General features: G+C 71.7%; 21 protein-coding genes and 1 pseudogene. 16 read left to right on the top strand and 6 right to left on the bottom strand.

Annotation, left to right across the window (positions count from 1 at the left end; all coding sequences use genetic code 11):
* Positions 1 to 115 precede the first annotated feature (115 nt).
* From ACIO3O_RS23775 to ACIO3O_RS23755, 5 genes are all read left to right on the top strand, one after another.
* Positions 116 to 571, top strand: a complete 456-nt coding sequence (locus tag ACIO3O_RS23775) for a hypothetical protein (protein WP_401748963.1) — start codon at positions 116 to 118, stop codon at positions 569 to 571.
* A gap of 45 nt (positions 572 to 616) precedes the next feature.
* Complete coding sequence (locus ACIO3O_RS23770; protein WP_401748961.1) at positions 617 to 1,585, top strand: TatD family hydrolase; 969 nt, start codon at positions 617 to 619, stop codon at positions 1,583 to 1,585.
* A 162-nt stretch (positions 1,586 to 1,747) separates the two neighbouring features.
* Positions 1,748 to 3,358, top strand: a complete 1,611-nt coding sequence (locus tag ACIO3O_RS23765; RefSeq protein WP_401748959.1) for a ubiquitin-like domain-containing protein — start codon at positions 1,748 to 1,750, stop codon at positions 3,356 to 3,358.
* Positions 3,359 to 3,555: 197 nt separating this feature from the next.
* Positions 3,556 to 4,446 carry a 16S rRNA (adenine(1518)-N(6)/adenine(1519)-N(6))-dimethyltransferase RsmA gene (rsmA, locus tag ACIO3O_RS23760; RefSeq protein WP_401748957.1) on the top strand — a complete coding sequence of 297 codons (891 nt, stop codon included), beginning with the start codon at positions 3,556 to 3,558 and terminating at the stop codon, positions 4,444 to 4,446.
* Positions 4,443 to 5,357 carry a 4-(cytidine 5'-diphospho)-2-C-methyl-D-erythritol kinase gene (locus ACIO3O_RS23755; protein WP_401748955.1) on the top strand — a complete coding sequence of 305 codons (915 nt, stop codon included), beginning with the start codon at positions 4,443 to 4,445 and terminating at the stop codon, positions 5,355 to 5,357. Before rsmA ends, ACIO3O_RS23755 begins: the two co-directional genes overlap by 4 nt.
* A 55-nt stretch (positions 5,358 to 5,412) precedes the next feature.
* Here ACIO3O_RS23755 and ACIO3O_RS23750 read toward each other — a convergent pair whose 3' ends face one another.
* Positions 5,413 to 6,273 (bottom strand): hypothetical protein, encoded by an 861-nt coding sequence (locus tag ACIO3O_RS23750; RefSeq protein WP_401748954.1) that lies wholly within the window; start codon positions 6,271 to 6,273, stop codon positions 5,413 to 5,415.
* A gap of 493 nt (positions 6,274 to 6,766) precedes the next feature.
* Between ACIO3O_RS23750 and ACIO3O_RS23745 the strand changes: the two genes are divergently transcribed.
* The 3 genes from ACIO3O_RS23745 to ACIO3O_RS23735 all read left to right on the top strand — a co-directional run bounded on the left by ACIO3O_RS23745 (position 6,767) and on the right by ACIO3O_RS23735 (position 12,829).
* Positions 6,767 to 8,572 (top strand): ABC-F family ATP-binding cassette domain-containing protein, encoded by a 1,806-nt coding sequence (locus ACIO3O_RS23745; RefSeq protein ID WP_401748952.1) that lies wholly within the window; start codon positions 6,767 to 6,769, stop codon positions 8,570 to 8,572.
* Positions 8,573 to 8,875: 303 nt separating this feature from the next.
* Positions 8,876 to 10,678, top strand: a complete 1,803-nt coding sequence (locus ACIO3O_RS23740) for a PQQ-binding-like beta-propeller repeat protein (protein ID WP_401748950.1) — start codon at positions 8,876 to 8,878, stop codon at positions 10,676 to 10,678.
* Between the two features lie 147 nt (positions 10,679 to 10,825).
* On the top strand, positions 10,826 to 12,829 hold the full coding sequence (locus tag ACIO3O_RS23735; RefSeq protein ID WP_401748948.1) for a PQQ-binding-like beta-propeller repeat protein: 2,004 nt from the start codon (positions 10,826 to 10,828) through the stop codon (positions 12,827 to 12,829).
* A 62-nt stretch (positions 12,830 to 12,891) separates the two neighbouring features.
* Here the strand turns inward: ACIO3O_RS23735 and ACIO3O_RS23730 are convergent, their stop codons facing one another.
* On the bottom strand, positions 12,892 to 13,341 hold the full coding sequence (locus ACIO3O_RS23730; RefSeq protein WP_401748946.1) for a hypothetical protein: 450 nt from the start codon (positions 13,339 to 13,341) through the stop codon (positions 12,892 to 12,894).
* Positions 13,342 to 13,567: 226 nt separating this feature from the next.
* Between ACIO3O_RS23730 and ACIO3O_RS23725 the strand changes: the two genes are divergently transcribed.
* From ACIO3O_RS23725 to ACIO3O_RS23705, 5 genes are all read left to right on the top strand, one after another.
* Positions 13,568 to 14,248 carry a LuxR C-terminal-related transcriptional regulator gene (locus ACIO3O_RS23725; protein WP_401748944.1) on the top strand — a complete coding sequence of 227 codons (681 nt, stop codon included), beginning with the start codon at positions 13,568 to 13,570 and terminating at the stop codon, positions 14,246 to 14,248.
* A 142-nt stretch (positions 14,249 to 14,390) separates the two neighbouring features.
* Positions 14,391 to 15,437, top strand: coding sequence for a galactose-1-phosphate uridylyltransferase (galT, locus tag ACIO3O_RS23720; RefSeq protein ID WP_401748942.1), 1,047 nt, complete (start codon positions 14,391 to 14,393; stop codon positions 15,435 to 15,437).
* On the top strand, positions 15,434 to 16,420 hold the full coding sequence (gene galE, locus ACIO3O_RS23715) for a UDP-glucose 4-epimerase GalE (RefSeq protein ID WP_401748940.1): 987 nt from the start codon (positions 15,434 to 15,436) through the stop codon (positions 16,418 to 16,420). Before galT ends, galE begins: the two co-directional genes overlap by 4 nt.
* Before the next feature lie 3 nt (positions 16,421 to 16,423).
* A complete protein-coding gene (gene galK, locus ACIO3O_RS23710; protein ID WP_401748939.1) occupies positions 16,424 to 17,581 on the top strand; it encodes a galactokinase in 1,158 nt (385 codons plus the stop codon).
* A gap of 392 nt (positions 17,582 to 17,973) precedes the next feature.
* The gene (locus ACIO3O_RS23705) at positions 17,974 to 18,765 is read left to right on the top strand and encodes a LuxR C-terminal-related transcriptional regulator (RefSeq protein ID WP_401748937.1); all 792 of its coding nucleotides are present in this window, start codon (positions 17,974 to 17,976) and stop codon (positions 18,763 to 18,765) included.
* Here the strand turns inward: ACIO3O_RS23705 and ACIO3O_RS23700 are convergent.
* Entirely contained in the window at positions 18,721 to 19,221 is a 501-nt protein-coding gene (locus ACIO3O_RS23700; RefSeq protein WP_401748935.1) for a MarR family winged helix-turn-helix transcriptional regulator, read from the bottom strand. The genes ACIO3O_RS23705 and ACIO3O_RS23700 overlap by 45 nt on opposite strands.
* A gap of 89 nt (positions 19,222 to 19,310) precedes the next feature.
* Between ACIO3O_RS23700 and ACIO3O_RS23695 the strand changes: the two genes are divergently transcribed.
* Positions 19,311 to 20,114: a trans-aconitate 2-methyltransferase gene (locus ACIO3O_RS23695; protein ID WP_401748933.1), complete on the top strand. Its 804-nt coding sequence runs from the start codon at positions 19,311 to 19,313 to the stop codon at positions 20,112 to 20,114.
* Complete coding sequence (locus ACIO3O_RS23690; RefSeq protein ID WP_401748931.1) at positions 20,111 to 20,488, top strand: VOC family protein; 378 nt, start codon at positions 20,111 to 20,113, stop codon at positions 20,486 to 20,488. Before ACIO3O_RS23695 ends, ACIO3O_RS23690 begins: the two co-directional genes overlap by 4 nt.
* Here the strand turns inward: ACIO3O_RS23690 and ACIO3O_RS23685 are convergent.
* The 3 genes and pseudogenes from ACIO3O_RS23685 to ACIO3O_RS23675 form a co-directional block, all read right to left on the bottom strand.
* Positions 20,475 to 20,910: pseudogene (locus ACIO3O_RS23685) on the bottom strand (Uma2 family endonuclease); the annotation flags it as partial. The gene ACIO3O_RS23690 and the pseudogene ACIO3O_RS23685 sit on opposite strands and share 14 nt — an antisense overlap.
* Positions 20,911 to 21,153: 243 nt before the next feature.
* Entirely contained in the window at positions 21,154 to 21,861 is a 708-nt protein-coding gene (locus tag ACIO3O_RS23680; RefSeq protein ID WP_401748929.1) for a TetR family transcriptional regulator, read from the bottom strand.
* Complete coding sequence (locus tag ACIO3O_RS23675; protein WP_401748927.1) at positions 21,858 to 22,898, bottom strand: acyl-CoA desaturase; 1,041 nt, start codon at positions 22,896 to 22,898, stop codon at positions 21,858 to 21,860. The genes ACIO3O_RS23680 and ACIO3O_RS23675 overlap by 4 nt, the downstream gene beginning before the upstream one ends.
* A 360-nt stretch (positions 22,899 to 23,258) precedes the next feature.
* Here ACIO3O_RS23675 and ppc point away from each other — a divergent pair, with 360 nt between their 5' ends.
* Positions 23,259 to 25,988 carry a phosphoenolpyruvate carboxylase gene (ppc, locus tag ACIO3O_RS23670; RefSeq protein WP_401748926.1) on the top strand — a complete coding sequence of 910 codons (2,730 nt, stop codon included), beginning with the start codon at positions 23,259 to 23,261 and terminating at the stop codon, positions 25,986 to 25,988.
* The last annotated feature ends 76 nt before the right edge of the window (positions 25,989 to 26,064 follow it).

Raw genomic sequence — 26,064 nt, 5'->3', positions numbered from 1 at the left:
CCGTGCATAAGCCAACTTTCTTAGGCGGTCGTCAAATGCTCCTCACGTTTTGACAGGTCTGTCGCGCTTGTGCCCGAAAGGGCGTCCACTGGTTGGTGAGTGGAAAGGAGCTGGCATGAGCGAGATCGCGCAGAGCGCAGCCGGCAGCATCACGGCGCAGGGCGCAACGGCACAGGGCACGAAGCAGAGCACGGCACACGGTTCGGTGCAGGAGGCGTACGCCTTCGCGTGCATGAAGTGCGGCCACGGCTGGGAGCAGGCGTACGAGATAGAGCACCACACGGACGGCTCCGGTCACCCCTTCGTCGTGTACCGCGCCAACGGCGAGCGTGTGCCCTCCCCGCTGTCCCGCCCCTCCTGCCTCAACTGCAGCGGCACCGTCGTGCGCATCATGCGTTCCGGCCAGGTGTCCTCCATCCAGGACCTCCAGCGGCGCAATGCCGAGACCGTCTCCGCCGCCGGGCCCGTACCCGCCGAGGCCGAGGGCGCCGACGTCCCGCAGCCGCGCGAGCCGCACCACTGGCACCTCTCGGACCTGCTGCACCCCTTCCACCGCAAGCAGCAGCGCTAGGAGTACGGGCCGGGGGCCGGGCGGCGCTTTCGTAGGATCGACCGCATGAGCCCCCGCCCTGTCGGCGACAATGTCGACAAGAAGACAGCTGACCAGCAGACGGTCGACCAGCAGACGGTCGACCAGCAGACGGTCGACAAGCAGGCAGCTGACAAGAAGGCGGCACCGCCCGCGCCCGAGCCCCTCCGCGTGCCGGTCGCCGACTCGCACACCCACCTGGACATGCAGGACACCACCGTCGAGCAGGCCCTCGCCACGGCCGCCTCGGTCGGGGTGACGACCCTGGTGCAGGTGGGCTGCGACGTGAAGGGCTCCCAGTGGGCCGCCGAGACGGCCGCGACGTACGACGCCGTCCACGCCGCCGTCGCCCTGCACCCCAACGAGGCCCCCCGCATCGTCCTCGGCGACCCCGACGGCTGGTCCCGGCAGGGGGCCCGCCCCGGCGGCGGCGACAGCGCCCTCGACGACGCGCTCGCCGAGATCGACCGGCTCGCCGCCCTCCCGCACGTCCTGGGCGTCGGCGAGACCGGCCTCGACCATTTCCGTACGGGACCGGAGGGCAAGGCCGCGCAGGAGCGTTCCTTCCGCGCCCACATCGAGATCGCCAAGCGGCACGGCAAGGCGCTCGTCATCCACGACCGGGACGCCCACGAGGACGTCCTGCGCGTACTGGAGGAGGAGGGCGCCCCCGAGCGCACCGTCTTCCACTGCTACTCCGGCGACGCGGCGATGGCCGAGATCTGCGCGGCCAGGGGCTACTACCTGTCCTTCGCCGGGACGGTCACCTTCAAGAACGCGCAGCCGCTGCGCGACGCCCTCGCCGTCGCCCCGCTGGAGCGGGTGCTGGTGGAGACCGACGCGCCGTTCCTCACCCCGGCCCCCTACCGAGGGCGGCCCAACGCCCCGTACCTGATCCCGATCACCGTGCGCGCGATGGCCGCCGTGAAGGGTGTCGACGAGGACGCCATGGCGACCGCGATCGCCGCCAACACGGCACGCGTGTTCGGCTACTGAGCCCCAGCTCCACCGGGTTCGCACGCAAGTTCGTCGCGCAACCCTGCGTAGCCGCGTCGCTTTGGAGAGTGACGATCGCTCCGCTAGTGTCCCGGCCCGCAGCAGTGGCAGGCCGGGACACCGGTCTGTCCGTCGGGCGGATTCGCGCGGACCGGGAGCGACGTGAGCAATACGCAGGGTGGTGCGCTGTCGTACGAGGCGCAGTACGGGACCTCGTACGAACCGCAGCCGTACGCCACCGGGCACGACGGGGCGGCGGCGTACGGGGCCGGGCCCGGTCCGTACGAGGGGTCCGGCCCGTCGTCCTCGTACGGCGGTTACGACACCGGGCACCAGGGCGCGCCGGGCGCGTACGAGACGTACGGGAGCGGGGGCTACGGCACCGCCGTGCAGGACCCGTACGCCACGTACCCGCAGAGCCAGGACACGCAGGGCGCGTACGAGCCGTACACGACGGAGTACGCCGCCGATCCCGGCCCCGCGCCCGACCCTTACGACCTCATCCCGGCCCCGTCCCCGGCCGCCGACGAGCCGCTGCTGCCGCGCCAGCACCCCGTCTCCGCCGCGCTCCAGGCCGCCCGGCCCGACGACCCGGACGGCCCCGACGGTGACGGCCGCACCGGCGACGGGCGGCGGGCGGCCCGCCGGCGCAAGGGCGGCACGGGGGCCGGGCCCGGCACCGAGAAGCCCGACACCTTCCGCAAGCTGGTGCCGCAGGCGCTGGTCGTGGCGTTCCTCGCGGGCGGCACCTCCGCCTTCGTCGCCAACGACAAGGCCATCGAACTGAGCGTGGACGGCGCGCCGCGCACCCTGCACACCTTCGCCGACGACGTCACCGAACTCCTGGAGAAGGAGGGCGTCCACATCGGCGAGCACGACCTGGTGGCCCCTGGGCCGGGGCAGACCCTCGCCAGCGGCGACGAGGTCGTCGTCCGGTACGGGCGGCCGGTCGTCCTCACGCTGGACGGCGAGCGGCGGCAGGTGTGGACGACGGCGCAGACGGTGGACGGCGCGCTCAAGCAGTTCGGGGTACGGGCGGAGGGCGCGTACCTGTCGGCGTCCCGGTCGGCGGCCATCGGGCGCAGGGGGCTGACCCTGGACGTCCGTACGGAACGCACCCTGACCGTCATGGCCGACGGCCGCGAGCACACCATCCGCACCAACGCGGCCACCGTCGAGGAGGCCGTCGGCGAGGCCGGGATCTCGCTGGGCGCCGAGGACACCACGTCCGTGCCCATGGACAGCTTCCCGCGCGACGGGCAGACGGTCACCGTCATGCGGATCACCGGCAGCAAGGAGATCCGCGAGGAGGCCATCGACTTCAAGGTGGTCCGCAAGAACGACGCGTCGATCTTCCAGGGCACCGAGGAGGTCGAGCGGGCCGGGGTGAAGGGGTCGCGCAAGATCACGTACGTGCTGAGGACCGTCAACGGGGTCAAGCAGAAGCCCAAGAAGTTCTCCGAGGAGATCTCCCGGGAGCCTGTCGACCAGGTGGTGCGGGTCGGGACCAAGCCGATGCCCACGTCGGTGGCGGGCGCGGACGGGCTGAACTGGGAGGGGCTCGCGCAGTGCGAGTCGGGGGGCCGGGCGAACATCACCGACTCGACCGGCACCTACGGCGGCCTCTACCAGTTCGACCGCCAGACGTGGCAGTCCCTGGGCGGTTCGGGCGCCGCGCACGAGGCGACCGCCGAGGAACAGACCTTCCGCGCCAAGAAGCTCTACGTCCAGCGGGGTGCCAGCCCGTGGCCCCACTGCGGCCGCAAGCTGTAGGTGTCGGCAGTCGACAGGTGTTGGCAGCCGACGGGTGTGCACAGTCGACGGGTGTCGGCGGTCGACAGTGTCGGTGACGGGTTGCCATGCGCGTGCATGGCAACCGTGGGCGGCGGTCGGTTCCCATGCGCGTGCATGGGAACCCGTCGTCACCGACGGAGGCCGCCCCAGCAGCCCGCCCCCTTTACGCTGGTGCGGTGAGCACCCCTGAACACCCCGCCCCCCAAGAGCACGCCCTCCTCGGCCCCGCCGACATCCGCGAGCTGGCCGCCGCCCTCGGCGTGCGCCCCACCAAGCAGCGCGGGCAGAACTTCGTCATCGACGCCAACACCGTCCGCCGCATCGTCCGCACGGCCGAAGTGCGCCCCGACGACGTGGTGGTCGAGGTCGGGCCCGGGCTCGGTTCGCTGACGCTCGCCCTGCTCGAAGGGGCGGACCGGGTCGTCGCCGTCGAGATCGACGACGTACTGGCGGCCGCGCTGCCCAGCACCATCCAGGCCCGGATGCCGGAGAAGGCCGACCGCTTCGACCTGGTGCACTCCGACGCGATGCTCGTCGAGAAGCTCCCCGCCGAGCCGACCGCGCTGGTCGCCAACCTCCCGTACAACGTGGCGGTCCCCGTCCTGCTGCACATGCTGGAGCACTTCCCGACCATCGAGCGCACGCTGGTCATGGTGCAGGCGGAGGTCGCCGACCGGCTCGCCGCCAAGCCGGGCAACAAGGTCTACGGGGTGCCGTCCGTCAAGGCGAACTGGTACGCCGACGTCAAGCGGGCCGGGTCGATCGGGCGGAACGTCTTCTGGCCCGCACCGAATGTCGACTCCGGGCTGGTCTCGCTGGTGAAGCGGGAGCGGCCCGTCGAGACGTCGGCCACCCGCCAGGAGGTGTTCGCCGTCGTCGACGCCGCCTTCGCCCAGCGCCGCAAGACGCTGCGTGCCGCGCTCGCCGGATGGGCCGGTTCGCCCGCCGCCGCCGAGGCCGCGCTCGTCGCCGCCGGGATCTCGCCGCAGGCGCGCGGCGAGGCACTCACGGTCGAGGAGTTCGCGCGGATCGCGGAGGCCAAGGCGATCGCGGAGGCCAAGGCGTGAGTGCGGGGGCAGTTGACGCGGGCGTGACCGTACGGGTGCCCGCCAAGGTGAACGTGCAGCTGGCGGTCGGCGGCGTGCGGGCGGACGGCTTCCACCCGCTGGCCAACGTCTTCCTCGCCGTCGGCCTGTACGACGAGGTGACCGCCACCCCCGCCGGGGAACTGCGTGTCACCTGCACCGGCCCCGGGTCCCAGCACGTGCCCCTCGACGCCACCAACCTCGCCGCCCGCGCCGCGATCGCCCTCGCCGAACTCCACGGCCGCACCCCCGACGTCCACCTGCACATCGCCAAGGACATCCCCGTCGCGGGCGGCATGGCGGGCGGCAGCGCGGACGCGGCCGGCGCACTGCTGGCCTGCGACGTGCTGTGGGGGACCAACACCCCGTACGAACAACTCCTCGCGATCTGCGCCGACCTGGGCAGCGACGTGCCCTTCTCCTTCGTCGGCGGGGCGGCGCTCGGCGTCGGGCGCGGCGAGCAGCTCACCCCGCTGGAGGTGGGCGGGGAGTTCCACTGGGTGTTCGCCGTCGCGGACGGCGGACTGTCGACTCCGGCGGTGTACGGGGAGTTCGACCGGCTCACCGAGGGGATGCGGGTGCCGGAGCCGGAGGCCTCCGAGGAGCTGCTGGCGGCGCTCCGTACCGGCGACGCGACCGCGCTCGCCGCGAGCCTGAGCAACGACCTCCAGGCCGCCGCCCTCTCCCTGCGCCCCTCCCTCGCCGAGACCCTCGCCACGGGGGTGGAGGCCGGGGCGCTCGCCTCGCTCGTGTCCGGGTCGGGGCCGACGACGGCCTTCCTGGCGAAGGACGCCGAAGGGGCGGCCCGGGTCGCTCAGGCGCTGCTGGCGTCGGGGACGTGCGTGGCGGCCCGGGTGGCGGTGGCACCGGCACCGGGGGCCGTGGCGCTGTAGCTCCGCCGGGGGGTGGGGCGGGGGCCTGTTCGGCCCCCGCCCCGGGGGGCCGGTGTCAGTGCTGACCGGCGTTCCTGCGTCGTACGACATAGGCCGTGCCCGCGGCTGCGACCGCCGTCGCGGCGCCGAGGCCGAGCAGGACACCGCTCGCGGCGCCGTTCGACTCGGCGACCTCCGCACCGGCCTTGACCGCGCCGGACGGCGTGGCCTTGCCGGGCTGGGACGGCTTGCCCGGCTTGGTGGCGTCGCCCGGGGCGACCGGCGCGACGGGGGCGGTCGGTTTGGCCGTGCCCGTGCCCGTACCGGCGGACTCGGAGGCGGATGCCGAGGCCGATGCCGACGTCGATGCGTCGTCCGACGGTGAGGCGCTCGCCTCCGCCGAGGGGGACTCGCTCGCGTCGGCCGACGGCGAGTCGCTCGCGTCCGGCTCGGCGGGAGTGGCTGCCGCCGCGCCCAGGACCTTGCCGTCGGGGCCGACCAGGTTCCAGACCTTGCCGTCGGCGCCCTTCACGCCGTTGCCCTTGGTGTCGCCGGGCTTGGCGTCGTCCTTGAAGTAGTAGAGCGGCTTCTCGTCGAGGACGACCTGCTTCTTGTCGCTGCCCGCGAGGTCGATCTGGTTGGTGTCACCGGTGACGTCCGACGACTTGGTCGGGTAGCCGGTCGCGGCGGGCCAGGTCTTGGCGCAGTCGCCGGTGCAGTTCGACGTGTCCTTCTCGTCGCCCGCCCAGGTGTAGAGCGCGTTGCCGTCCTTGTCCGCGAGGGCCTTGCCCTCGGGGGTGTCGATGACGGTCAGCTCACCGGGGTCGGTGGGGGTGTCGATCGCGTACGCGGACCCGCCGCCGAGGGCGAGCAGCAGGGTGGCGGCGGCCGCCGTGGCGGACAGGCGGGTGCGGGATATGGAGGTGGGGGTGTGCATGACGTCCTGCCTCTGGGTCGGTACCGGGGGTACGGGACCAGCAGAACGCCGGGGTGGGGGTTCGGCCTGTCGGGGGGCGTGGGATACGGCCGTACGGGTGTAAGGGGTGTTACGGGGGCGGGTTCCTCCGGGGGGCCTGCGGTACGGGGCGCGCTGCCCGGGCGGCGGGCTGGTGGCCGTTTCCTCGGCGGTTGGTAACGGGCCGAGGGCCCCGGGGCGCTCAGGTAAGGACGAGGCCCCGGACCCGCCCCTTTCCCTAAAGCGCTGCCGCGCGGCTTCCTGGGGCCCGTGCGGGTGGGTGGGTGGCTGGTCGCGCAGTTCCCCGCGCCCCTGAAGGGGCGCTGCCCCCCCGGTAGCCCCGCGCCCCTGGAGGGCGCTGCGTGCCCCGATCCCCGGGCCCCGCGTGCGGCCACCCGCCCCGCGCCCGCAGGCACCTCCCCGTGCCGACTAGGCTGGGAGGTCTATCCGTCCCCGCCCCCTGGAGCACCCACTCATGGCCGTCAACCTGGTCAATGTCGAGGCAGTCAGCAAGGTGTACGGCACCCGTGCCCTGCTCGACGGCGTCTCCCTCGGCGTCTCGGAGGGCGACCGGATCGGCGTCGTCGGTCGCAACGGCGACGGCAAGACCACCCTCATCCGCATGCTCGCCCAGCTGGAGGAGGCCGACTCCGGGCGTGTGACGCACGTCGGCGGGCTCCAGCTCGGCGTCCTCACGCAGCACGACTCCCTCGACCCGGCCGCCACTGTCCGGCACGAGGTCATCGGCGACATGGCCGACCACGAGTGGGCGGGCAGCGCGAAGATCCGCGACGTACTGACCGGGCTGTTCGGGGGGCTCGACCTGCCCGGGTTCGGGCAGGGCCTCGACACCGTCATCGGGCCGCTGTCGGGCGGCGAGCGCCGGCGCATCGCGCTCGCGAAGCTGCTCATCGCCGACCAGGACCTCATCGTCCTCGACGAGCCGACGAACCACCTCGACGTCGAAGGCATCAGCTGGCTCGCCAAGCACCTCCAGTCGCGCCGCTCCGCCCTCGTGTGCGTGACCCACGACCGCTGGTTCCTGGACCAGGTGTGCACCCGCATGTGGGACGTGCAGCGGGGCGCCGTCCACGAGTACGAGGGCGGCTACAGCGACTACGTCTTCGCCCGCGCCGAGCGCGAGCGCATCGCCGCCACCGAGGAGACCAAGCGGCAGAACCTGATGCGCAAGGAGCTGGCGTGGCTGCGGCGCGGGGCCCCGGCCCGTACGTCCAAGCCGCGGTACCGCATCGAGGCCGCCAACGAGCTGATCGCCGACGTCCCGCCGCCCCGCGACACCAGCGAGCTGATGAAGTTCGCCAACGCCCGGCTCGGGAAGACGGTCTTCGACCTGGAGGACGTCACCGTCCAGGCGGGCCCCAAGGTGCTGCTCAAGCACCTCACCTGGCAGCTCGGCCCCGGCGACCGCGTCGGCCTGGTCGGCGTCAACGGCGCGGGCAAGACCTCCCTCCTGCGCGCCCTCGCCGAGGCCGCCCGCAGCCAGGGCGACGTGCAGCCCGCCGCCGGGAAGATCGTCGTCGGCAAGACCGTCCGGCTGGCGTACCTCTCCCAGGAGGTCGGCGAGCTCGACCCGAACCTGCGCGTGCTGGAAGCCGTGCAGAAGGTCCGCGACCGCGTCGACCTCGGCAAGGGCCGCGAGATGACCGCCGGGCAGCTGTGCGAGCAGTTCGGGTTCACCAAGGAGAAGCAGTGGACCCCGGTCGGAGACCTTTCGGGTGGTGAGCGCCGCCGTCTGCAGATCCTGCGGCTGCTGATGGACGAGCCCAACGTCCTCTTCCTCGACGAGCCCACCAACGACCTCGACATCGAGACCCTCACCCAGCTCGAAGACCTCCTCGACGGCTGGCCCGGCTCCATGGTCGTGATCTCCCACGACCGGTTCTTCATCGAGCGGACCACCGACAAGGTGTTCGCGCTGCTCGGCGACGCCACCCTGCGCAACCTGCCGCGCGGCCTGGACGAGTACCTGGAGCGCCGCCGGCAGGTCATCGACGCCGCCGTCGCCGCAGCCCCCGCGCCCGCCGCCGCCGCGAAGCCGGAGAAGTCCTCCGGCGACGTACGGGCGGCGAAGAAGGAGCTCCAGAAGATCGAGCGGCAGCTCAGCAAGATGTCCGACCGGGAGACCGTGCTGCACGCGCAGATCGCGGAGAACGCCACCGACTTCGGCAAGGTCGCCGAGCTCGACGCCGAGCTGCGCAAACTGATCGGCGAGCGCGACGAGTTGGAGATGCGCTGGCTGGAGCTGGCCGAGGACGCCTGAGCCGCCGTCGGCGAACAGCCCCGGATCTGGCGTTCCGTCAGGTCCGCCGGGGCCCCGGGACAGTCGTAGAGAAGACGTACAGACCTCATAACGAGCGCATCACAGGCCGGTCCTCCCTTGGGAACAGGGGCGGACCGGCCCCTTGTTCGAAGTGACTCCAGTGATAGAAAGAAGCCCCGCTCGACTGACGTAGATCTACGGGACCCAAGCCCGATTCGCTCCTTTCCGGGGGGATGTGACCGCCCGGAATCGCGGGGGAGACCGACCGGGCAGCGGGCCACCCGTGTGAAGAGGTAAGTGCTGATGTCTCAGCCGCCCAACCAGCCGCCGCAGGGGGGCTTCGGCGCACCGCAGGACCCGCAGACCCCGCCCGCCGGGGCTCCGCAGGGCCCGCCTCCGGGAGCACCGCAGCCGCCGCCGGGACCGCCGTCGGGCCCGCAGCCCGGCTACGGGTACCCGCAGACGCCGCCGGGACCGCCTCCGGCCGGGGACAACCCGTACGCGACGCAGCCGACGCAGGGGTACGGATATCCGGGCCGGCCCGCCCAGCCGGGCCAGCCGAATCCGTACGGCCAGCAGCCCCAGCCCGGTTACGGCTACCCCCAGCCCCCCGGCCAGCAGCCCGCCACCTACCCGGGCATGCCCGGCCCGGGCGGCGCCGGTGGCGGTGGCCCGCAGAACAAGCAGAAGCTGATGCTGATCATCGGCGCGGCCGTCGCCGCCCTGATCGTCATCGCGGGCGGCATCTACCTGGTCTCCGGCGGCGACAAGGAACCCGTCGCCCAGCCCACCGGGGCGACCAAGCCGACCGACGCCCCCACCGTCGACAAGGGCGACGGCAAGGGCAACGGCAACAGCGCCCCCGGCCGGGACGCGGGCGGGGACCTCAACGCGGGCCGCCAGCCCGGCGACTCCAAGGTCCTGTGGAACCACGTCAACGACGTCGACCTGCCCAACAACGGCGGCAAGGTCATGCCGATGTGGTTCGTCGGCGACACCGTGGTCCACACGTACTACAAGAAGATGACGGCGTACGGGGTGGCCGACGGCAAGAAGCGCTGGGAGCTGCCGTTCCCGAACGAGGTGTGCGCCGCACCCCAGGTCGTCGGCAAGGGCGACAAGATCGTCATCGCGGTCGAGAACAACAACACCGAGGACGCCGACTGCAACCAGCTCCAGCAGGTCGACCTGAAGACCGGCAAGGCGGGGTGGCGCAAGGAGGTCGAGAAGGAGAACCTCTTCGACATCATGAGCGGCCTCTCGCTGGTGGTCTCCGGCGACACCGTCGTGGTGGACCGCACCTTCCCCAGCGCCTACCGCATCAGTGACGGCGCGAAGCTGTTCGGCGACGTGCGCACCGGCCCCTGCCGGATGGGCGGCGGCTTCGCCTCCTCCCCGACCAAGCTGCTCGTCGCCGACACCTGCGGCAGCACCGAGAAGCCGACCTCGCAGCTCCGTGAGATCGACCCGGCCACCAGCAAGGCCCGGTGGACCTGGAAGGTGCCCAAGGACTGGACCGTCAAGCGCGTCCTGTCGGTCGAGCCGCTGGTGGTCTACCTGGAGAAGGGCAAGAAGGAAGCGGCCAGCATCGTCTTCCTCAAGCCGAACGGCACGATGGCCGCGCAGATGCCCGAGGGCGAGCAGATGCCCGCCCTGTCGTGCGGCGGACTCTTCCTGTCCTCCTCCGGCCTCCAGGGCTGCACGGGTGTCGCCGCCGACGCCACCACCCTCTTCGTGCAGAGCGAGCCGAAGAGCGGCACCGGTTCGGGCCGCTCCAACGAGATCCGCGCGTACGACGTCACCACCGGCAAGCGCAAGTGGGCCTCCCCGGGCGACCGCACGATGGAACTGGTGAAGGTCGAGGGCGGCAACGTCTTCGCGTACACCGAGGCCTCGTACGACAAGCCCGGCGGCGTCGTGAAGATCCCGGTGACGGGCGGCAGCCCGGCTCCCGTGCTCAAGAACCCGACGTCGGTGTCGGCCATCGAGCGCAGCATGTTCTCCAAGCTGCTCGCCTACGAGGGCGGCCGGCTGTTCATGTCCTCCGACCGGATCTCCGGCAAGGACGACGAGAAGCCGCAGGCCATTCTGGCCTTCGGCAACTGAGGTGTACGGGGCGGGAGTCCGGCTCTTCGCGGCCGGTCCCGCCCCGTGCCCGTACTCCTCAGGCCCCCCCGGACGGGCCCCCGGACTTCCGAAGGCCCGCGTGCCTTCGACCTGCCAGCACCCTTCGTCCCCAGAGGTAGAACCACCATGACGCAGCCGCCCAACCAGCCCCCGCAGAACGGGGAGGGGGCACCGCCGCCCTCGCCGTTCAGCAAGTCGCCGGAGCCCGGCCAGAACCCCGGCCAGAACCCCGGCCCCCAGAACCCCGGCCACCCGAACCCGGCCCCGCAGGACGCTCCGCCGCAGTCGCCGCCGCCCACCGTGGCGGGGGGCTTCGGCGCCCCGACGCCTCCGCCCGCGGGGGGCTTCGGCGCGCCCACCCCGCCGCCCGCCGGTGGTTTCGGCGCGCCCACCCCGCCCCCGCCGGGTCAGCAGCCGCCCCAGCAGCCCGCCTACGGCTACCCCCAGGCCGCCCCCGCGACCCCGCCGCCGCCCGCCCCGGGCCAGCCCCCGCAGGGGCCCCCGGTCGGTTACGGCTACCCGGGCCAGCCCGGTCAGGCCCAGCCGAACCCGTACGGCGGACAGCAGCAGCCCGGTTACGGCTACCCCGGCCAGCCCGGACAGCAGCCCGGCCAGGTGGCCCCGTACGGCATGCAGCCGCCCCAGGGCCCGGCCCCGCAGACGGTCGTCCAGGGCAGTGGCGGCGGTGGCGGCGGCGGTCTGACCAACCAGATGAAGATCATCATCGCGGCGGTGCTGGCCGTCGTCCTTATCGTCGGCGTGGGCGTCGTCATCAAGGCGACCAGCGGCGACGACCCGAAGGACGTCGCGGGCAACTCCACCGGCGGCGGCGACCCCAAGGGCGGCGACGCCCCCAAGGCCCCGGACGGCGCGGGCAAGGAGAAGGCCCCGCCGGTCGCCACCGCCAAGGTCGGCTTCCAGGTGCCGCTGCCGGTGGTCAAGGAGATCACCACCGTGCGCGGCTCCTGGGCCACCGACACCGTGTACGCCAAGAGCGCCGTCAACAGCGTGGTCGGGTACGACCCGGTGAGCGGCACCGAGAAGTGGAAGATCCCGCTCGACGGCTCGCCCTGCGGCGGCTCCCTCCAGGTCACCGCCGACAACAAGGCCGCGATCGTCTTCCAGGGCAAGAAGCAGGCCGGCGAGAAGATCGCCTCCTGCACCGAGGTCGGCCTGATCGACCTCAACGCGGGCAAGCTGCTCTGGCAGAAGAACTTCCCCGACGGCGACCGCAAGAAGCGCCTCACGATGGTCACCATCTCCGGCACCACCGTGGCCGCCGCGGGCTACTCGGGCGGCGGCGGCTTCAACCTGGCCGACGGCAAGGAGCTGTGGTCCCCCAAGCCCACCGCCGACCAGTGCAGCGACATCGGCTACGCGGGCGGCGAGAACCTGATCGCGGTGCGCCAGTGCGGCGACTACGACAACCCGCAGATCCTCATCCAGAACCTGAAGCAGGCCGACGGTGCGCCGCTGAGCACCTACAAGATGCCGGACAAGTCCAAGTACGTCTCGGTGGTGTCCACCAAGCCGCTGGTCGTCGGCGCCAACGTCGGTGAGTCGGGCGAGTACAAGACCAAGATGAGCCACCTCTTCTCGGTCGACGAGAAGACCGGCAAGCAGCGCGCCCAGATCAGCGTGGACAGCTCGAAGTTCACCATCGAGTGCGACTCCGACGACGTCGGCAGCTGCTCCAAGATCGCCGTCGGCAACGGCCGCGTCTACCTGTCCACCGTCGAGCACAAGGGCCAGGCCGAGACCGGCCGCACCAACGAGATCGTCTCCTTCGACCTCGCCACCGGAAAGCCCACCAGCGACAACTTCGCTTCCGGCGAGCGCTACACGATGGTGCCGCTGCGGATGGACGGCGGAAACCTGATCGTCTACAAGTTCCCGCCGTACGACAAGGGCGGCCAGGTCGCCAGCCTCGACGGCGGCTCCGGCAAGCAGACCGTCCTGCTGGACAACCCGGCCGACCGGTCGGTGCGGGACGCCGAGCAGACGATGACGCTCAAGCTGGGGGAGGTCCGCTTCCACCAGGGCCGCCTGTACATGGGCACCCAGCTGATCAGCGAGAGCCCGTCCACGTACAAGAAGTACCTGGCGCTGGCCTTCGTGCCGGCGAAGTAGCGCCGTACCAGGAGGGGCGGTGACGGCAGGCCCGTCACCGCCCCTTCGTCGTCCGCGTGCGCTCAGCCCGCGGTGTCCCAGACCGCGCGGGACACCAGGCACTTGTCGCTCAGGCCCGTGCTGGTCTTGACCCGGCAGATGCGGGCCGCGAAACCGGTGACCTGACCGCCGGGCCTGGCGTACGTCAGCCACCCGCCCTCCGTTCCGTTGCCGGAGTTGAGGACGCGGGCCTTCCAGGTGATGGTGCCGTCGGTGGGGCTCATGGTGACCAGCTGCACGGAGACGCTGTATCCGTCGGCCAGGCGGTCCCAGAGGCGTATCACCACCGGGTCCAGGCCGTAGGGGTCGTACCGGAAGCCGGCGGCGATCTCGGCACGGCCGTAGGCCGTCTGGATCTCCGCCGTGGGCGGCTGCGCCGCTCGGGGCGCCGCGGTGGCCGGGCCGGCGGCCGCGAGGGTCGCGCACGATGCCAGTGCTGCGGCTCCTGCGACCAGTGCTCGTGTGGGGCGCATGCTTCTCCTGGGGAGGAGGCGAAAGGTGATGGACGTCTGCATCATAAAGAGGTCCTGAAAGGGCCGGCTGTGCCGCATCCGGGCCGCAACTGCATCTCGAACGACGGCATTTGGCAACTTTGAGTGGCTTCTCACCGGTAAGGGGCGCGCAACGTCGAACAAGCGTGTAGCTTGCCGGGTCAGGAGGCCGGGGGGCCTGCTCCTGGGGGAATGTGGGGGTTGTCCGATGGGTGTGCGGCTCATGGTCGTCGACGACCACCGACTGCTGGCCGAGGCGCTCGCCTCCGCCCTCAAGCTCCGCGGGCACCGCGTGCTCGCCGCCGCCGCCCCCACCGCGGGCGCCGCCGAACTCGTCGTGAGCCGGGCCCCGGAGGTCTGCCTGTTCGGTACGGCGACCCCCGCCGCGCCGGGCGCCTTCGACCCGATCGTACGGATCAAACGCGAGCGCCCCCAGGTCGCGGTGGTCGTCCTCGGTCCCGTGCCCAGCCCCCGGGGCATCGCCGCGGCCTTCGCCGCCGGGGCGGCCGGATACGTACGGCACGACGAGCGCATAGAGGGCGTCGAGCGTGCCATGGTCAAGGCGCGGGCGGGGGAGGCGGCGGTCGCACCCGGCCTCCTGCAAGGGGCCTTCGCCGAGCTGCTCAACCCGGCCGCCCAGCCCGACGACGAGGGGCAGCGGCTCCTGCACATGCTCACCCCGCGCGAGGTGGAAGTGCTGGTCAGGGTGGCCGACGGCGAGGACACCCGGCTGATCGCGGCGGGCATGGGCATCGCCCCCAGCACCGCGCGCACGCACGTCCAGCGGGTGCTGATGAAGCTCGGCGTCGGCTCCCGCCTGGAGGCGGCGGCCCTCGCGGCCCGGACGGGACTGCTGGACCGGGCCACGGTGCCGCAGCACGAGCAGTGAGATCCGTCTAGGGGTGGCGGGGTTTCAACACCCTTCGCCGTCAGGGCATTTCGGGCACACGGGCGCACCGCATTGACGATGCTGTGCGCCTGTGGTTTGTTGTGTTCGATTCTGTTGGTGGGTGTTGGTATGTGAGGTGGCAGTGAAGAAGACATCGACCCGGCTCGCCGACGGGCGCGAACTCCTCTACTACGACACGGCGGACGGCCGGGTCCGCGACGCCGTCGACCTGCGCCCCCTCACCCCCGTCGCCACCACCTCCGAGATCCGGTACGACCCCCTGCTCGGCGACAGCGTGGCCATCGCCTCGCACCGCCAGGACCGCACCCACCTGCCGCCCGCCGACGCCTGCCCCCTGTGCCCCACCCGGCACGGCCACGAGAGCGAGATCCCGGCCGCCGACTACGAGGTCGCCGTCTTCGAGAACCGCTTCCCCTCCCTCGCCGGGGACTTCGGCCGCTGCGAGGTGGTCTGCTTCACCTCCGACCACGACGCCTCCTTCGCCGATCTCACCGAGGAGCGGGCCGCCCTCGTGGTGGAGGCGTGGACCGACCGGACCGCCGAGTTCGCCCAACTCCCCTCCGTCGAGCAGGTGTTCTGCTTCGAGAACCGAGGTGCCGAGATCGGCGTCACCCTCGGCCACCCGCACGGCCAGATCTACGGCTACCCGTACGTCACCCCGCGCACGGCCCTGATGCTCCACAACCTCCAGGCGCACGCGGAGCACACCCCGGGCGGCAACCTCTTCGACGACGTCGTCGCCCGTGAACGCGCCGACGGCTCCCGTGTCGTCCTTGAGGGTGAACACTGGATCGCCTTCGTCCCGTACGCCGCCCACTGGCCCTACGAGGTCCACCTTTACCCCCTGCGCCGGGTCCCCGACCTGCGCGACCTGGACGACGCGGCACGGGCCGAACTGCCGGGCGTCTACCTGGAGTTGCTGCGCCGCTTCGACCGCATCTTCGGCCCCGGCCAGCCCCCCACCCCGTACATCGCCGCCTGGCACCAGGCGCCCTTCCGGCACCCCCTGCGCGCGGACTTCGCCCTGCACCTGGAGCTGTTCACGGTGCGCCGCACCCCGGGCAAGCTGAAGGCCCTCGCCGGGTCCGAGTCCGGCATGGGTGCTTTCATCAATGACGTGTCGCCGGAGAGCGCGGCGCAGCGGATTCGAGAGGTGGCAGGCGAATGACGGACCCGGCTATGAAGTACCTGGTGACGGGCGGCGCGGGATACGTCGGGAGCGTCGTGGCCGCACACCTCCTGGAGGCCGGGCACCGGGTGACCGTCCTGGACGACCTCTCCACCGGCTTCCGCGCGGCCGTACCCCGGGGGGCCGACTTCGTGGAGGGCCGCATCCAGGACGCGGCCCGGGTGCTGGACCCGTCGTACGACGCCGTCCTCCACTTCGCCGCGTACTCCCAGGTCGGCGAGTCCGTCGCCGACCCGGAGAAGTACTGGCGCAACAACGTCGGCGGCACCATGGACCTCCTCGCCGCGATGCGCGACGCGAACGTGCGCCGCCTGGTCTTCTCCTCCACGGCCGCGACGTACGGCGAACCCGCCGTCACCCCGATCACCGAGGACCTGCCCACCGCCCCGACCAGCCCCTACGGCGCCTCCAAGCTCGCCGTCGACCACATGATCGGCGGCGAGTGCGCCGCCCACGGCCTGGCCGCCGTCTCGCTGCGCTACTTCAACGTCGCCGGTGCGTACGGCAGTTCGGGCGAGCGCCACGACCCCGAGTCGCACCTCATCCCGCTGGTCCTCCAGGTCGCCCAGGGCCGCCGCGCGTCGATCTCCGTGTACGGCGACGACTACCCCACCCCCGACGGCACCTGCGTCCGCGACTACATCCACGTCGCCGACCTCGCCGAGGCCCACCTCCTCGCCCTCACCGCCGCCGAAGCGGGCGTCCACCACATCTGCAACCTCGGCAACGGCGAAGGCTTCTCGGTACGGGAGGTCATCGACGGCGTCCGCAAGGTCACCGGCCACGAGATCCCCGAGGTCGTCGCCCCGCGCCGGCCCGGCGACCCGGCCACCCTGGTCGCCTCGGCGGACCGCGCCCGCACCCTGCTGGGCTGGCGGCCCTCCCGCACGGAACTGACCGACATCATCGGCGACGCATGGCGCTTCGCTCAGAACAACGTCGCACAGAGCAAGGGGGAGTAGGGCGTGAGTACGGGTGAACTCATAGGCGAGTTCGAGGAGTTGTACGGGTGCGAGCCGGAGGGTGTCTGGGCGGCCCCCGGCCGGGTCAACCTGATCGGCGAGTACACGGACTTCAACGACGGCTTCGTGATGCCGCTCGCCCTGCCCCACACGGCCCGCGTCGCGGTCGCCCGCCGCACCGACGGGGTGCTGCGGCTGCACTCCGGCGACATCGAGGCCGGTGTGACCGAACTGCGGGTGGCCGACCTCGCCCCGCAGCCCGGCGGCGGCTGGTGGACGTACCCGGCGGGCGTCGTCTGGGCGCTCCTGGAGGCGGGCCACACGGCGGTCGCGGGCGGCGCGGACGTCCACCTGCGCTCCACCGTGCCGACCGGGGCGGGGCTCTCCTCCTCGGCGGCGATGGAGGTGTCCGTCGGCCTCGCCCTCGTCGACCTGTACGAACTCCCGCTCAACCGACCGGAGTTGGCGCTGCTCTGTCAGCGCGCCGAGAACCGGTTCGTCGGCGTGCCGACCGGCATCATGGACCAGACGGCCTCCGCGTGCTGCACGGCGGGGCACGCGCTCCACCTGGACACCCGCGACCTGTCCCGGCGCCAGGTCCCCTTCGACCCGACCGCCCAGGGGCTTGAGCTGCTGGTGGTCGACACCCGGGTCCAGCACGCGCTGGGGGACGGGGCGTACGCCGAGCGGCGGGAGGGGTGCGAGGAGGGCGCGCGGCAGCTGGGAGTGCGCCGGCTCAGGGACGTACCGTACGAGGAACTTCCCGCGTTCCTGGGGAAGTTGACGGACGACCGTGTCCTTCGCTACGTACGGCACGTGGTGAGCGACAACCACCGGGTGACCCGGGCGGCCCGGTGCCTGGACGCGGGCGACCTGCGCGGCCTCGGGCCGATCCTCACCGAGGGGCACGCCTCGCTGCGGGACGACCTGCGGGTGTCGTGCGCGGAGCTGGACCTGGTGGTGGCCTCGGCGGTGGCGGCGGGGGCGCTGGGGGCGCGGATGACGGGGGGCGGCTTCGGCGGCTCGGCGATCGTCCTGGTGGAGAGCGCGGCGGCGGCCGCCGTGACCGAGGCCGTCACCGCGGCCTTCGCCGAGGCGGGACACCGCCTGCCGCGGGTCTTCCCGGCGACCCCGTCCCGGGGGGCGCACCGGGTGACGTGACGGCGCCCGTCCGAGGGGGCGAACTGGCGTTGGTCGCACGGGAGTTCGCGGTGCGGGTCGACGGGCAGGGCGGATCGCCCCCGTTCACGAATTGCCCATTCCCTCTCTCCTTCCGCCACAACCCGACACCCGTTGCCCACGACTCCCCCCGAGGCCAAACAGTTCTGCAAATACCCTTCCGATCAACGCCCCCACCCGTACTCTGAGGCTTGAGCACCGGTGGGGGCCGGTGCTGATCAGGGGGCGAGACAGTCGGATACGGCGCCCGGGGCAGGGGTAAGGATCGCACCGCACGGCGGCGGCCGTGCGCGCACACGCACCACCTCCCGCTCCCGTCCCGAGCGCCGCATCCGCGCAGGTCCGTCCTCCGACCCATGGGGGTGTCTGAGGCAGTGGTTCGTATCCGGGTCCTGGTGGTCGACGACCACCGCATCTTCGCCGAGTCGCTCGCCGCCGCCCTCGCGGCGGAACCCGACGTCGACGTGGCGGCCGCGGGCAGCGGCCCCGCCGCGCTGCGCTGTCTGGAACGGGGCGTGGCGGAAGGCCGCAAGTTCGACGTGATGCTCATCGACGCCGACCTCGGCACCGCCCTCCCGCAGGGCGGTCACGTGAGCCACCATCCGGTCGCCGTCCCCGACCATCCGGGCGCCGACCAGGACGGCCTGGTCGACGGCATCTCCCTGGTCGCGGGCGTGCGTACGGGGCACGGCAGCGTCCGCACGGTCGTCCTCGCCGAGAAGGACGACCCGCGCCGGGCCGCCCTCGCCCTCCAGGCCGGAGCCTCGGGCTGGGTGGCGAAGGACTGCTCGCTGCAACGCCTGCTGGCCGTCATCCGGGGCGTCCTGCGCGACGAGACGCACCTGCCGCCCGCCCTGCTCACCGGAGTGCTCCGCGAGCTGACCGCCGCCCGCAAGCACCGCACCGAGAGCGAACGCCTGGTGGAGTCGCTGACCCCGCGCGAACGCGAGGTGCTGCGCTGCATGGTCGCGGGTCTGGGCCGCAAGGCGGTGGCCGAACGCCTCTTCCTCTCGCCCCACACGGTCCGCACCCACATGCAGAACGTGCTGGGCAAGCTGGGCGTCCACTCCACCCTCGCGGCGGTCGCCCTCGCCCGCCGTGCCGGGGTCGGCCCGGCGGACCTAGTTCCCGGGGACGTTGTCGAACGGGGCGGTCAACTGGCGTAGCAGACCGGCCAGTTCGCCCCGCTGGGCGCGCGACAGCTCACCGAGGATCGCGCGCTCCTGCTCCAGCAGTCCCGCGAGCGCCTGGTCGGCCCGGTCCCGTCCCTCGACGGTCAGCCGCACCAGCACGCCCCGCCGGTCGTTGGGGTCCGGCAGCCGCTCGACGAGCCCCTTCTTCGCGAGCCGGTCGATCCGGTTGGTCATCGTCCCCGAGGTCACGAGCGTCTGCGTCAGCAACTGCCCGGGCGACAACTGGTACGGGTCACCGGCCCGCCGCAGCGACGTGAGCACGTCGAACTCCCACGGCTCCAGGCTGTGCTCGGAGAACGCCAACCGGCGCGCCCGGTCGAGATGGCGCGCCAGACGGGACACCCGACTGAGCACCTCAAGCGGCTCCACGTCGAGGTCGGGGCGCTCTCGGCGCCATGCTGCGACCAGTCGGTCGACCTCGTCCTCCATGCGGATCAGTGTAGGGGGTCTGTCGACATGAAGTCTCTTCACTTCAAGTCTCTTGACATCAAGATAGTTGTACGGTCACGCTTGCCGCCATGACGACGCAACCCGCCACCCCCGTCTGGGACCCCGCCCAGTACCTCCGCCACGAGGGCCACCGCACCCGCCCCTTCCTCGACCTCCTCACCCGCATCAACCCCCTCCACGACCCCACCCGCATCGCCGACCTCGGCTGCGGCGCGGGCAACGTGACCCGCCTGCTGACCGACCGCTGGCCGCACGCGCGGGTCACGGGCTTCGACAACTCCCCCCAGATGCTCGCCAAGGCGGCCGAGCACGCCACCGACCGGCTCACCTTCGCCCCCGCCGACGCGACGACCTGGGCGCCCGCCCCCGCCTCGTACGACCTGATCGTCTCCAACGCCCTCCTCCAGTGGGTCCCGGACCACACGGCCCTCATCCCCGCCTGGCTGGAAGGACTCACCCCCACCGGAACCTTCGCCTTCCAGGTCCCCGGCAACTTCGACGCCCCGAGCCACACGATCCTGGCGGAGCTGCGGGAGTCCCCGCGCTGGCGCTCCCGCCTGTCGGGCGTCGGCGACCGCACGGCGGCCGTCTCGTCCCCCACCGCCTACCACTCCCTCCTCACCTCCCTCGGCTGCGCGGCGGACGTCTGGGAGACCACCTACCTCCAGCTCCTCCCCGGCGAGGACCCCGTCCTCGACTGGGTCAAGGGCACGGCCCTGCGCCCGGTCCTCACCGCGCTGGCCGACGACCCGGAGGCGGTGGCGGCCTTCACCGCCGAGTACGCGACCGCGCTCCGCCGCGCCTACCCCCCGACCCCCGCCGGAACGGTCTTCCCCTTCCGCCGCATCTTCGCGATCGGAACCCGCCGATGATCGCTGCTCTCGACCACGTCCAACTCGCCGCCCCGCCCGGCTCCGAGCCCGCCCTGCGCACGTACTACACGTCCGTCCTCGGCATGCGGGAGATCCCGAAACCCCCGGCCCTGGCCGCCCGCGGCGGCTGCTGGTTCCAGGCGGGCCCGGTCCAGCTCCACCTGGGCATCGAGCAGGACTTCGTACCGGCGAAGAAGGCCCACCCGGGAATCCGCGTCACCTCGATCGAGGCGTACGCCGCCCGTCTGGCCTCGCACGGCGCGCAGGTCGTCTGGGACGACAACCTTCCGGGCCACCGGCGCTTCTCTGCGCAGGACCCGGTGGGGAACCGGCTGGAGTTCCTGGAACGCCTGGAGGCCGTCACAGCTGCTTGAGGGCGTCCAGCGAAATGTCGACGTCGATCGCGTACGGGCTGCTCACCTTGAGCCGGTCGTGATGGATGCCGGTGAGGGCGTACGTCTTCGACAGCGGGTCGATCCCGTAGACCCGTACGACGGGCTGCGCGTTGCTGTCGGCCATCTCGACGCGCCAGAAGTGCGGAATGCCCGCTGCGGCGTACTTGCGAGGCTTGGTGTCGTGGTCGCGGGACGCGGACTCGGGGGAGACGGACTTCCACGGCGAGGCGGACATCGGCTGCCTCGAACCGGGTCTGGTCGAGATCGGTCGCGGCCTGGGCCAGGACGACCGAGAGGTCCGGCCCGGGCCCGTTGCGCCGGTCGAGCACGACGGTCATCTCCCGTTCGACCTTCAGGTCGTCGGGCAGGGTGCTGCGCAGGCCGTTCATCAACAGCTCGACCTCGTGGACGACTTCGACGGGGACGGAGCGGTCGTCGTGCTCAGCTCGCCCGATGCGGCGAAGGCCGTGTACACCGACGAGCACCGGGTGCCGTACGGGAAGGACGCCGTCGTCCCGTCCGGGCCCGCCGCGGGCTTCGTCATCGGGAGTGACATCACCGGGGCCTGAGCGTGCGTATGGAGAAGGGGCCGTGCCCGGTGCAGACCGGGGGCGGCCCCTTCGTACGCGTGCCCGTGGTGGCGCTCAGTTCTTGCGGTGCCCTATCAGGCGGGGCTTCGCCTCCAGGTTCTCCAGGCCGTGCCAGGAGAGGTTCACCAGGTGGGCGGCGACCTCGGCCTTCTTCGGCTTGCGGACGTCCAGCCACCACTGGCCCGTCAGTGCCACCATGCCGACCAGCGCCTGGGCGTACAGCGGGGCCAGCTTCGGGTCGAAGCCGCGGGCCTTGAACTCCAGGCCCAGGATGTCCTCGACCTGGGTGGCGATGTCGGAGATCAGGGACGCGAAGGTGCCGGTGGACTGGGCGACCGGGGAGTCGCGGACCAGGATGCGGAAGCCGTCCGTGTACGTCTCGATGTAGTCGAGGAGGGCGAAGGCGGCCTGCTCCAGGAGCTCGCGGGGGTGGCCGGCGGTCAGGGCGCTGGTCACCATGTCCAGGAGGGAGCGCATCTCGCGGTCGACGACCACCGCGTACAGGCCCTCCTTGCCGCCGAAGTGCTCGTACACGACGGGCTTGGAGACCCCCGCCTTGGCGGCGATCTCCTCCACCGACGTGCCCTCGAAGCCCTTCGCCGCGAACAGGGTGCGGCCGATGTCCAGCAGCTGTTCGCGGCGTTCCGCGCCCGTCATGCGGACCCGACGGGTCCGTCGGGGCGCGGTGCGGGGTTTGTCGCCGCTCGCGCTCGGATTCGTACCTGAGGTGCTGCTGCCTTCGGTCGCCACAGGCTCCATCATGCCGTTTCTGTTGCGTTGGTCTTGTCGGGGGCTTCCTGTCCCTTACGCCGGGAGGCCAGCCGCGACGCGGTCGGCCAGCGCACGTCGTACGCCCAGCCCGCCTGCTCGAACCAGCGGATGAGGCGGGCGGAGGAGTCGACCTGACCCTTCATCACGCCGTGCCGGGCGGAGGTCGGGTCCGCGTGGTGCAGGTTGTGCCAGGACTCACCACAGGAGAGGACCGCCAGCCACCACACGTTCCCGGAACGGTCGCGGGACTTGAACGGGCGCTTGCCGACCGCGTGGCAGATGGAGTTGATGGACCACGTCACGTGGTGCAGGAGCGCGACGCGGACCAGGGAGCCCCAGAAGAAGGCCGTGAAGGCGCCCCACCAGGACATCGTGACCAGACCGCCGACCAGCGGGGGAAGGGCCAGGGACAGCATCGTCCAGTAGATGAAGTCGCGGGAGATGCGGCGGATCGCCGGGTCCTTGATCAGGTCCGGGGCGTACTTCTCCTGCGGCGTCTGCTCCTCGTCGAACATCCAGCCGATGTGGGCCCACCACAGGCCCTTCATGAGGGACGGAAGGTCCTCGCCGAAGCGCCACGGCGAGTGCGGGTCACCCTCCGCGTCCGAGAACTTGTGGTGCTTGCGATGGTCGGCCACCCAGCGCACCAGGGGCCCCTCCACCGCCATCGAGCCCATGATCGCCAGCGCGATGCGCAGCGGGCGCTTGGCCTTGAAGCTGCCGTGGGTGAAGTAGCGGTGGAAGCCGATCGTGATGCCGTGGCAGCCCAGGTAGTACATGAAGACCAGCAGGCCGAGGTCGAGCCAGCTCACCCCCCAGCCCCAGGCGAGGGGGATCGCCGCGACGAGCGCCACGAAGGGGACGGTGATGAACAGGAGCAACGCGATCTGTTCGATGGAGCGCTTCGACTCTCCGCCGCGCGTCGCCAGCGGTACCGGAGTGACGGAGGGGGCGGGGGAGGCGGCGGACGGCTTGCGGCCGTCGGGAGACTCCTGGGCCTCAGGGAGTAGATCGGGGCTGATGGTCATGAAGGTCCCCTGTGGGGTGAGAAAGCGGGTGACGCCTGGCTACGGGTCCTGCGGGTTCTGCGGGTCCTACGGGTTCTGCGGGTTCTGCGGGCGGTTCCCGCGTTTCTGCGAGTACCGCGTTCCTACGGTTCCGTAACCTACGGCCTCGTAAGTATGGCAGCGGTGAGGCCCGCCACACGAGGGCGGCGCACTCCCCGATAGGAGGCCCGGACATGGGGCCCGGACAGGAGGCCCGGATATGAGGCCCGCCACACCAGGGCGGCGAGTACCCGAAGGAGGGGACACATATCCTGGACCCGTCGGACAGCGCGGTCCGAGTTCCTGCCGTACGCGTAATCCCCACTGCAAGGAGCCGCACCTGTGAGCAGTGCCGACCAGACCCCCAACACCAGCCCCGAGCTGCGCGCCGACATCCGCCGCCTCGGCGACCTCCTCGGCGAGACGCTCGTCAGGCAGGAAGGCCCCGAGCTGCTGGAGCTCGTGGAACGGGTCCGGGCCCTGACCCGTACCGACGGCGAAGCCGCAGCAGAGCTGCTCGGCGACACCGACCTGGAGACCGCCGCACGCCTCGTGCGCGCCTTCTCCACCTACTTCCACCTCGCGAACGTCACCGAGCAGGTGCACCGCGGACGCGAGATGCGCGAACTGCGCGCCCAGGAGGGCGGCCTGCTGGCCCGCACCGCCGACCTGCTGAAGGACGCCGACCCCGAGCACCTCCAGCAGACCGTCAAGAACCTCAACGTACGGCCGGTCTTCACCGCCCACCCCACCGAAGCCGCGCGCCGCTCCGTACTCAACAAGCTGCGCCGCATCGCCGAGCTGCTGGAAACCCCGGTCATCGCCTCCGACCGGCGCCGCCAGGACGTCCGCCTCGCCGAGAACATCGACCTCATCTGGCAGACCGACGAGCTCCGCGTCGTACGTCCCGAGCCCGCCGACGAGGCCCGCAACGCCATCTACTACCTGGACGAACTGCACGCCAACGCGGTCGGCGACGTCCTCGAAGACCTCGCCGCCGAACTGGAGCGCGTCGGCGTCGAGATCCCCGCCGGCACCCGCCCGCTCACCTTCGGCACCTGGATCGGCGGCGACCGCGACGGCAACCCCAACGTCACCCCCGCCGTCACCTGGGACGTCCTGATCCTCCAGCACGAACACGGCATCGAGGACGCCCTCCAGCTCATCGACAAGCTGCGCGGACAGCTGTCCAACTCCATCCGCTACACCGGCGCCACCGACGAGCTCCTCGAATCGCTCCAGTCCGACCTGGAACACCTCCCCGAGATCAGCCCCCGCTACAAGCGCCTCAACGCCGAAGAGCCCTACCGGCTGAAGGCCACCTGCATCCGGCAGAAGCTGGTGAACACGCGCGAGCGCCTCGCGAAGGGCGCCGCCCACAAGCCCGGCTGCGACTACCTCGGCACCGGCCAGCTCATCGACGACCTCACCCTCATCCAGACCTCGCTGCGCGAGCACAAGGCCGGACTGTTCGCCGACGGCCGCATGGACCGTACGATCCGCACGCTCGCCGCCTTCGGCCTCCAGCTCGCCACCATGGACGTACGCGAACACGCCGACGCCCACCACCACGCCCTCGGCCAGCTCTTCGACCGCCTCGGCGAGGAGTCCTGGCGGTACGCGGACATGCCGCGCGACTACCGGCAGAAGCTGCTTGCCAAGGAACTGCGGTCGAGGCGTCCGCTGGCACCCGTGCCGGCCCCGCTCGACGCGGCGGGCGAGAAGACCCTCGGCGTGTTCCTCACCGTCAAGGAGGCCCTGGAGCGCTTCGGGCCCGAGGTCATCGAGTCGTACATCATCTCCATGTGCCAGGGCGCCGACGACGTCTTCGCCGCCGCCGTCCTCGCCCGCGAGGCCGGACTCCTCGACCTGCACGCCGGCTGGGCCAAGATCGGCATCGTGCCGCTCCTGGAGACCACCGACGAACTGCGCGCCGCCGACGTCATCCTCGACGAGATGCTCGCCGACCCCTCCTACCGTCGACTTGTCTCCTTGCGCGGTGACGTGCAGGAAGTCATGCTCGGCTACTCCGACTCCTCCAAGTTCGGCGGCATCACCACCTCCCAGTGGGAGATCCACCGCGCCCAGCGCCGCCTGCGCGACGTCGCCCACCGCTACGGAGTGCGCCTGCGCCTCTTCCACGGCCGCGGCGGCACCGTCGGCCGCGGCGGCGGCCCCTCCCACGACGCGATCCTCGCCCAGCCCTGGGGAACCCTCGAAGGCGAGATCAAGGTCACCGAGCAGGGCGAGGTCATCTCCGACAAGTACCTCGTGCCCTCGCTCGCCCGCGAGAACCTGGAACTGACGGTCGCCGCCACCCTCCAGGCGTCCGCCCTGCACACCTCCCCCCGCCAGTCCGACGAGGCGCTCGCCCGCTGGGACGCGGCCATGGACACCGTCTCCGAAGCCGCCCACACCGCGTACCGCAAGCTGGTCGAGGACCCCGACCTGCCCACGTACTTCCTCGCCTCCACCCCCGTCGACCAGCTCGCCGACCTCCACCTCGGCTCCCGGCCCTCCCGCCGCCCCGGCTCCGGCGTCTCCCTCGACGGCCTGCGCGCCATCCCGTGGGTGTTCGGCTGGACCCAGTCCCGGCAGATCGTCCCCGGCTGGTACGGCGTCGGCTCCGGCCTCAAGGCCCTGCGCGAAGCCGGTCTGGAAAGCGTTCTGGAAGAAATGCACGCGCATTGGCACTTCTTCCGCAACTTCCTCTCCAACGTGGAGATGACGCTCGCCAAGACCGACCTGCGCATCGCACGCCACTATGTCGACACACTCGTCCCCGACGAGCTCAAGCACGTCTTCGACAGCATCGAGGCCGAGCACGCCCTCACCGTGCAGGAGGTCCTCAGGATCACCGGCGGCACCGAACTGCTCGACACGAGCCCGGTCCTCCAGCAGACCTTCGCCATCCGCGACGCCTACCTGGACCCGATCTCCTACCTCCAGGTGGCACTGCTGAAGCGCCAGCGCGACGCCGCAGCCGCCGGCCAGGACCCGGACCCGCTGCTGGCCCGCGCCCTGCTGCTGACCGTCAACGGCGTCGCGGCCGGACTGCGCAACACCGGCTGATCACCCGGCGACACAAGGAAGGGCGCACCCGGAATGCTCCGGGTGCGCCCTTCCTCGTACGGCATACGGGTTCGTA

The organism is Streptomyces sp. NPDC087440 (assembly GCF_044744005.1).
Classification (GTDB): Bacteria; Actinomycetota; Actinomycetes; order Streptomycetales; family Streptomycetaceae; genus Streptomyces.
The sequence above is the reverse complement of the archived record's forward strand: the minus strand, read 5'-3'. Positions and strand labels throughout refer to the sequence as shown.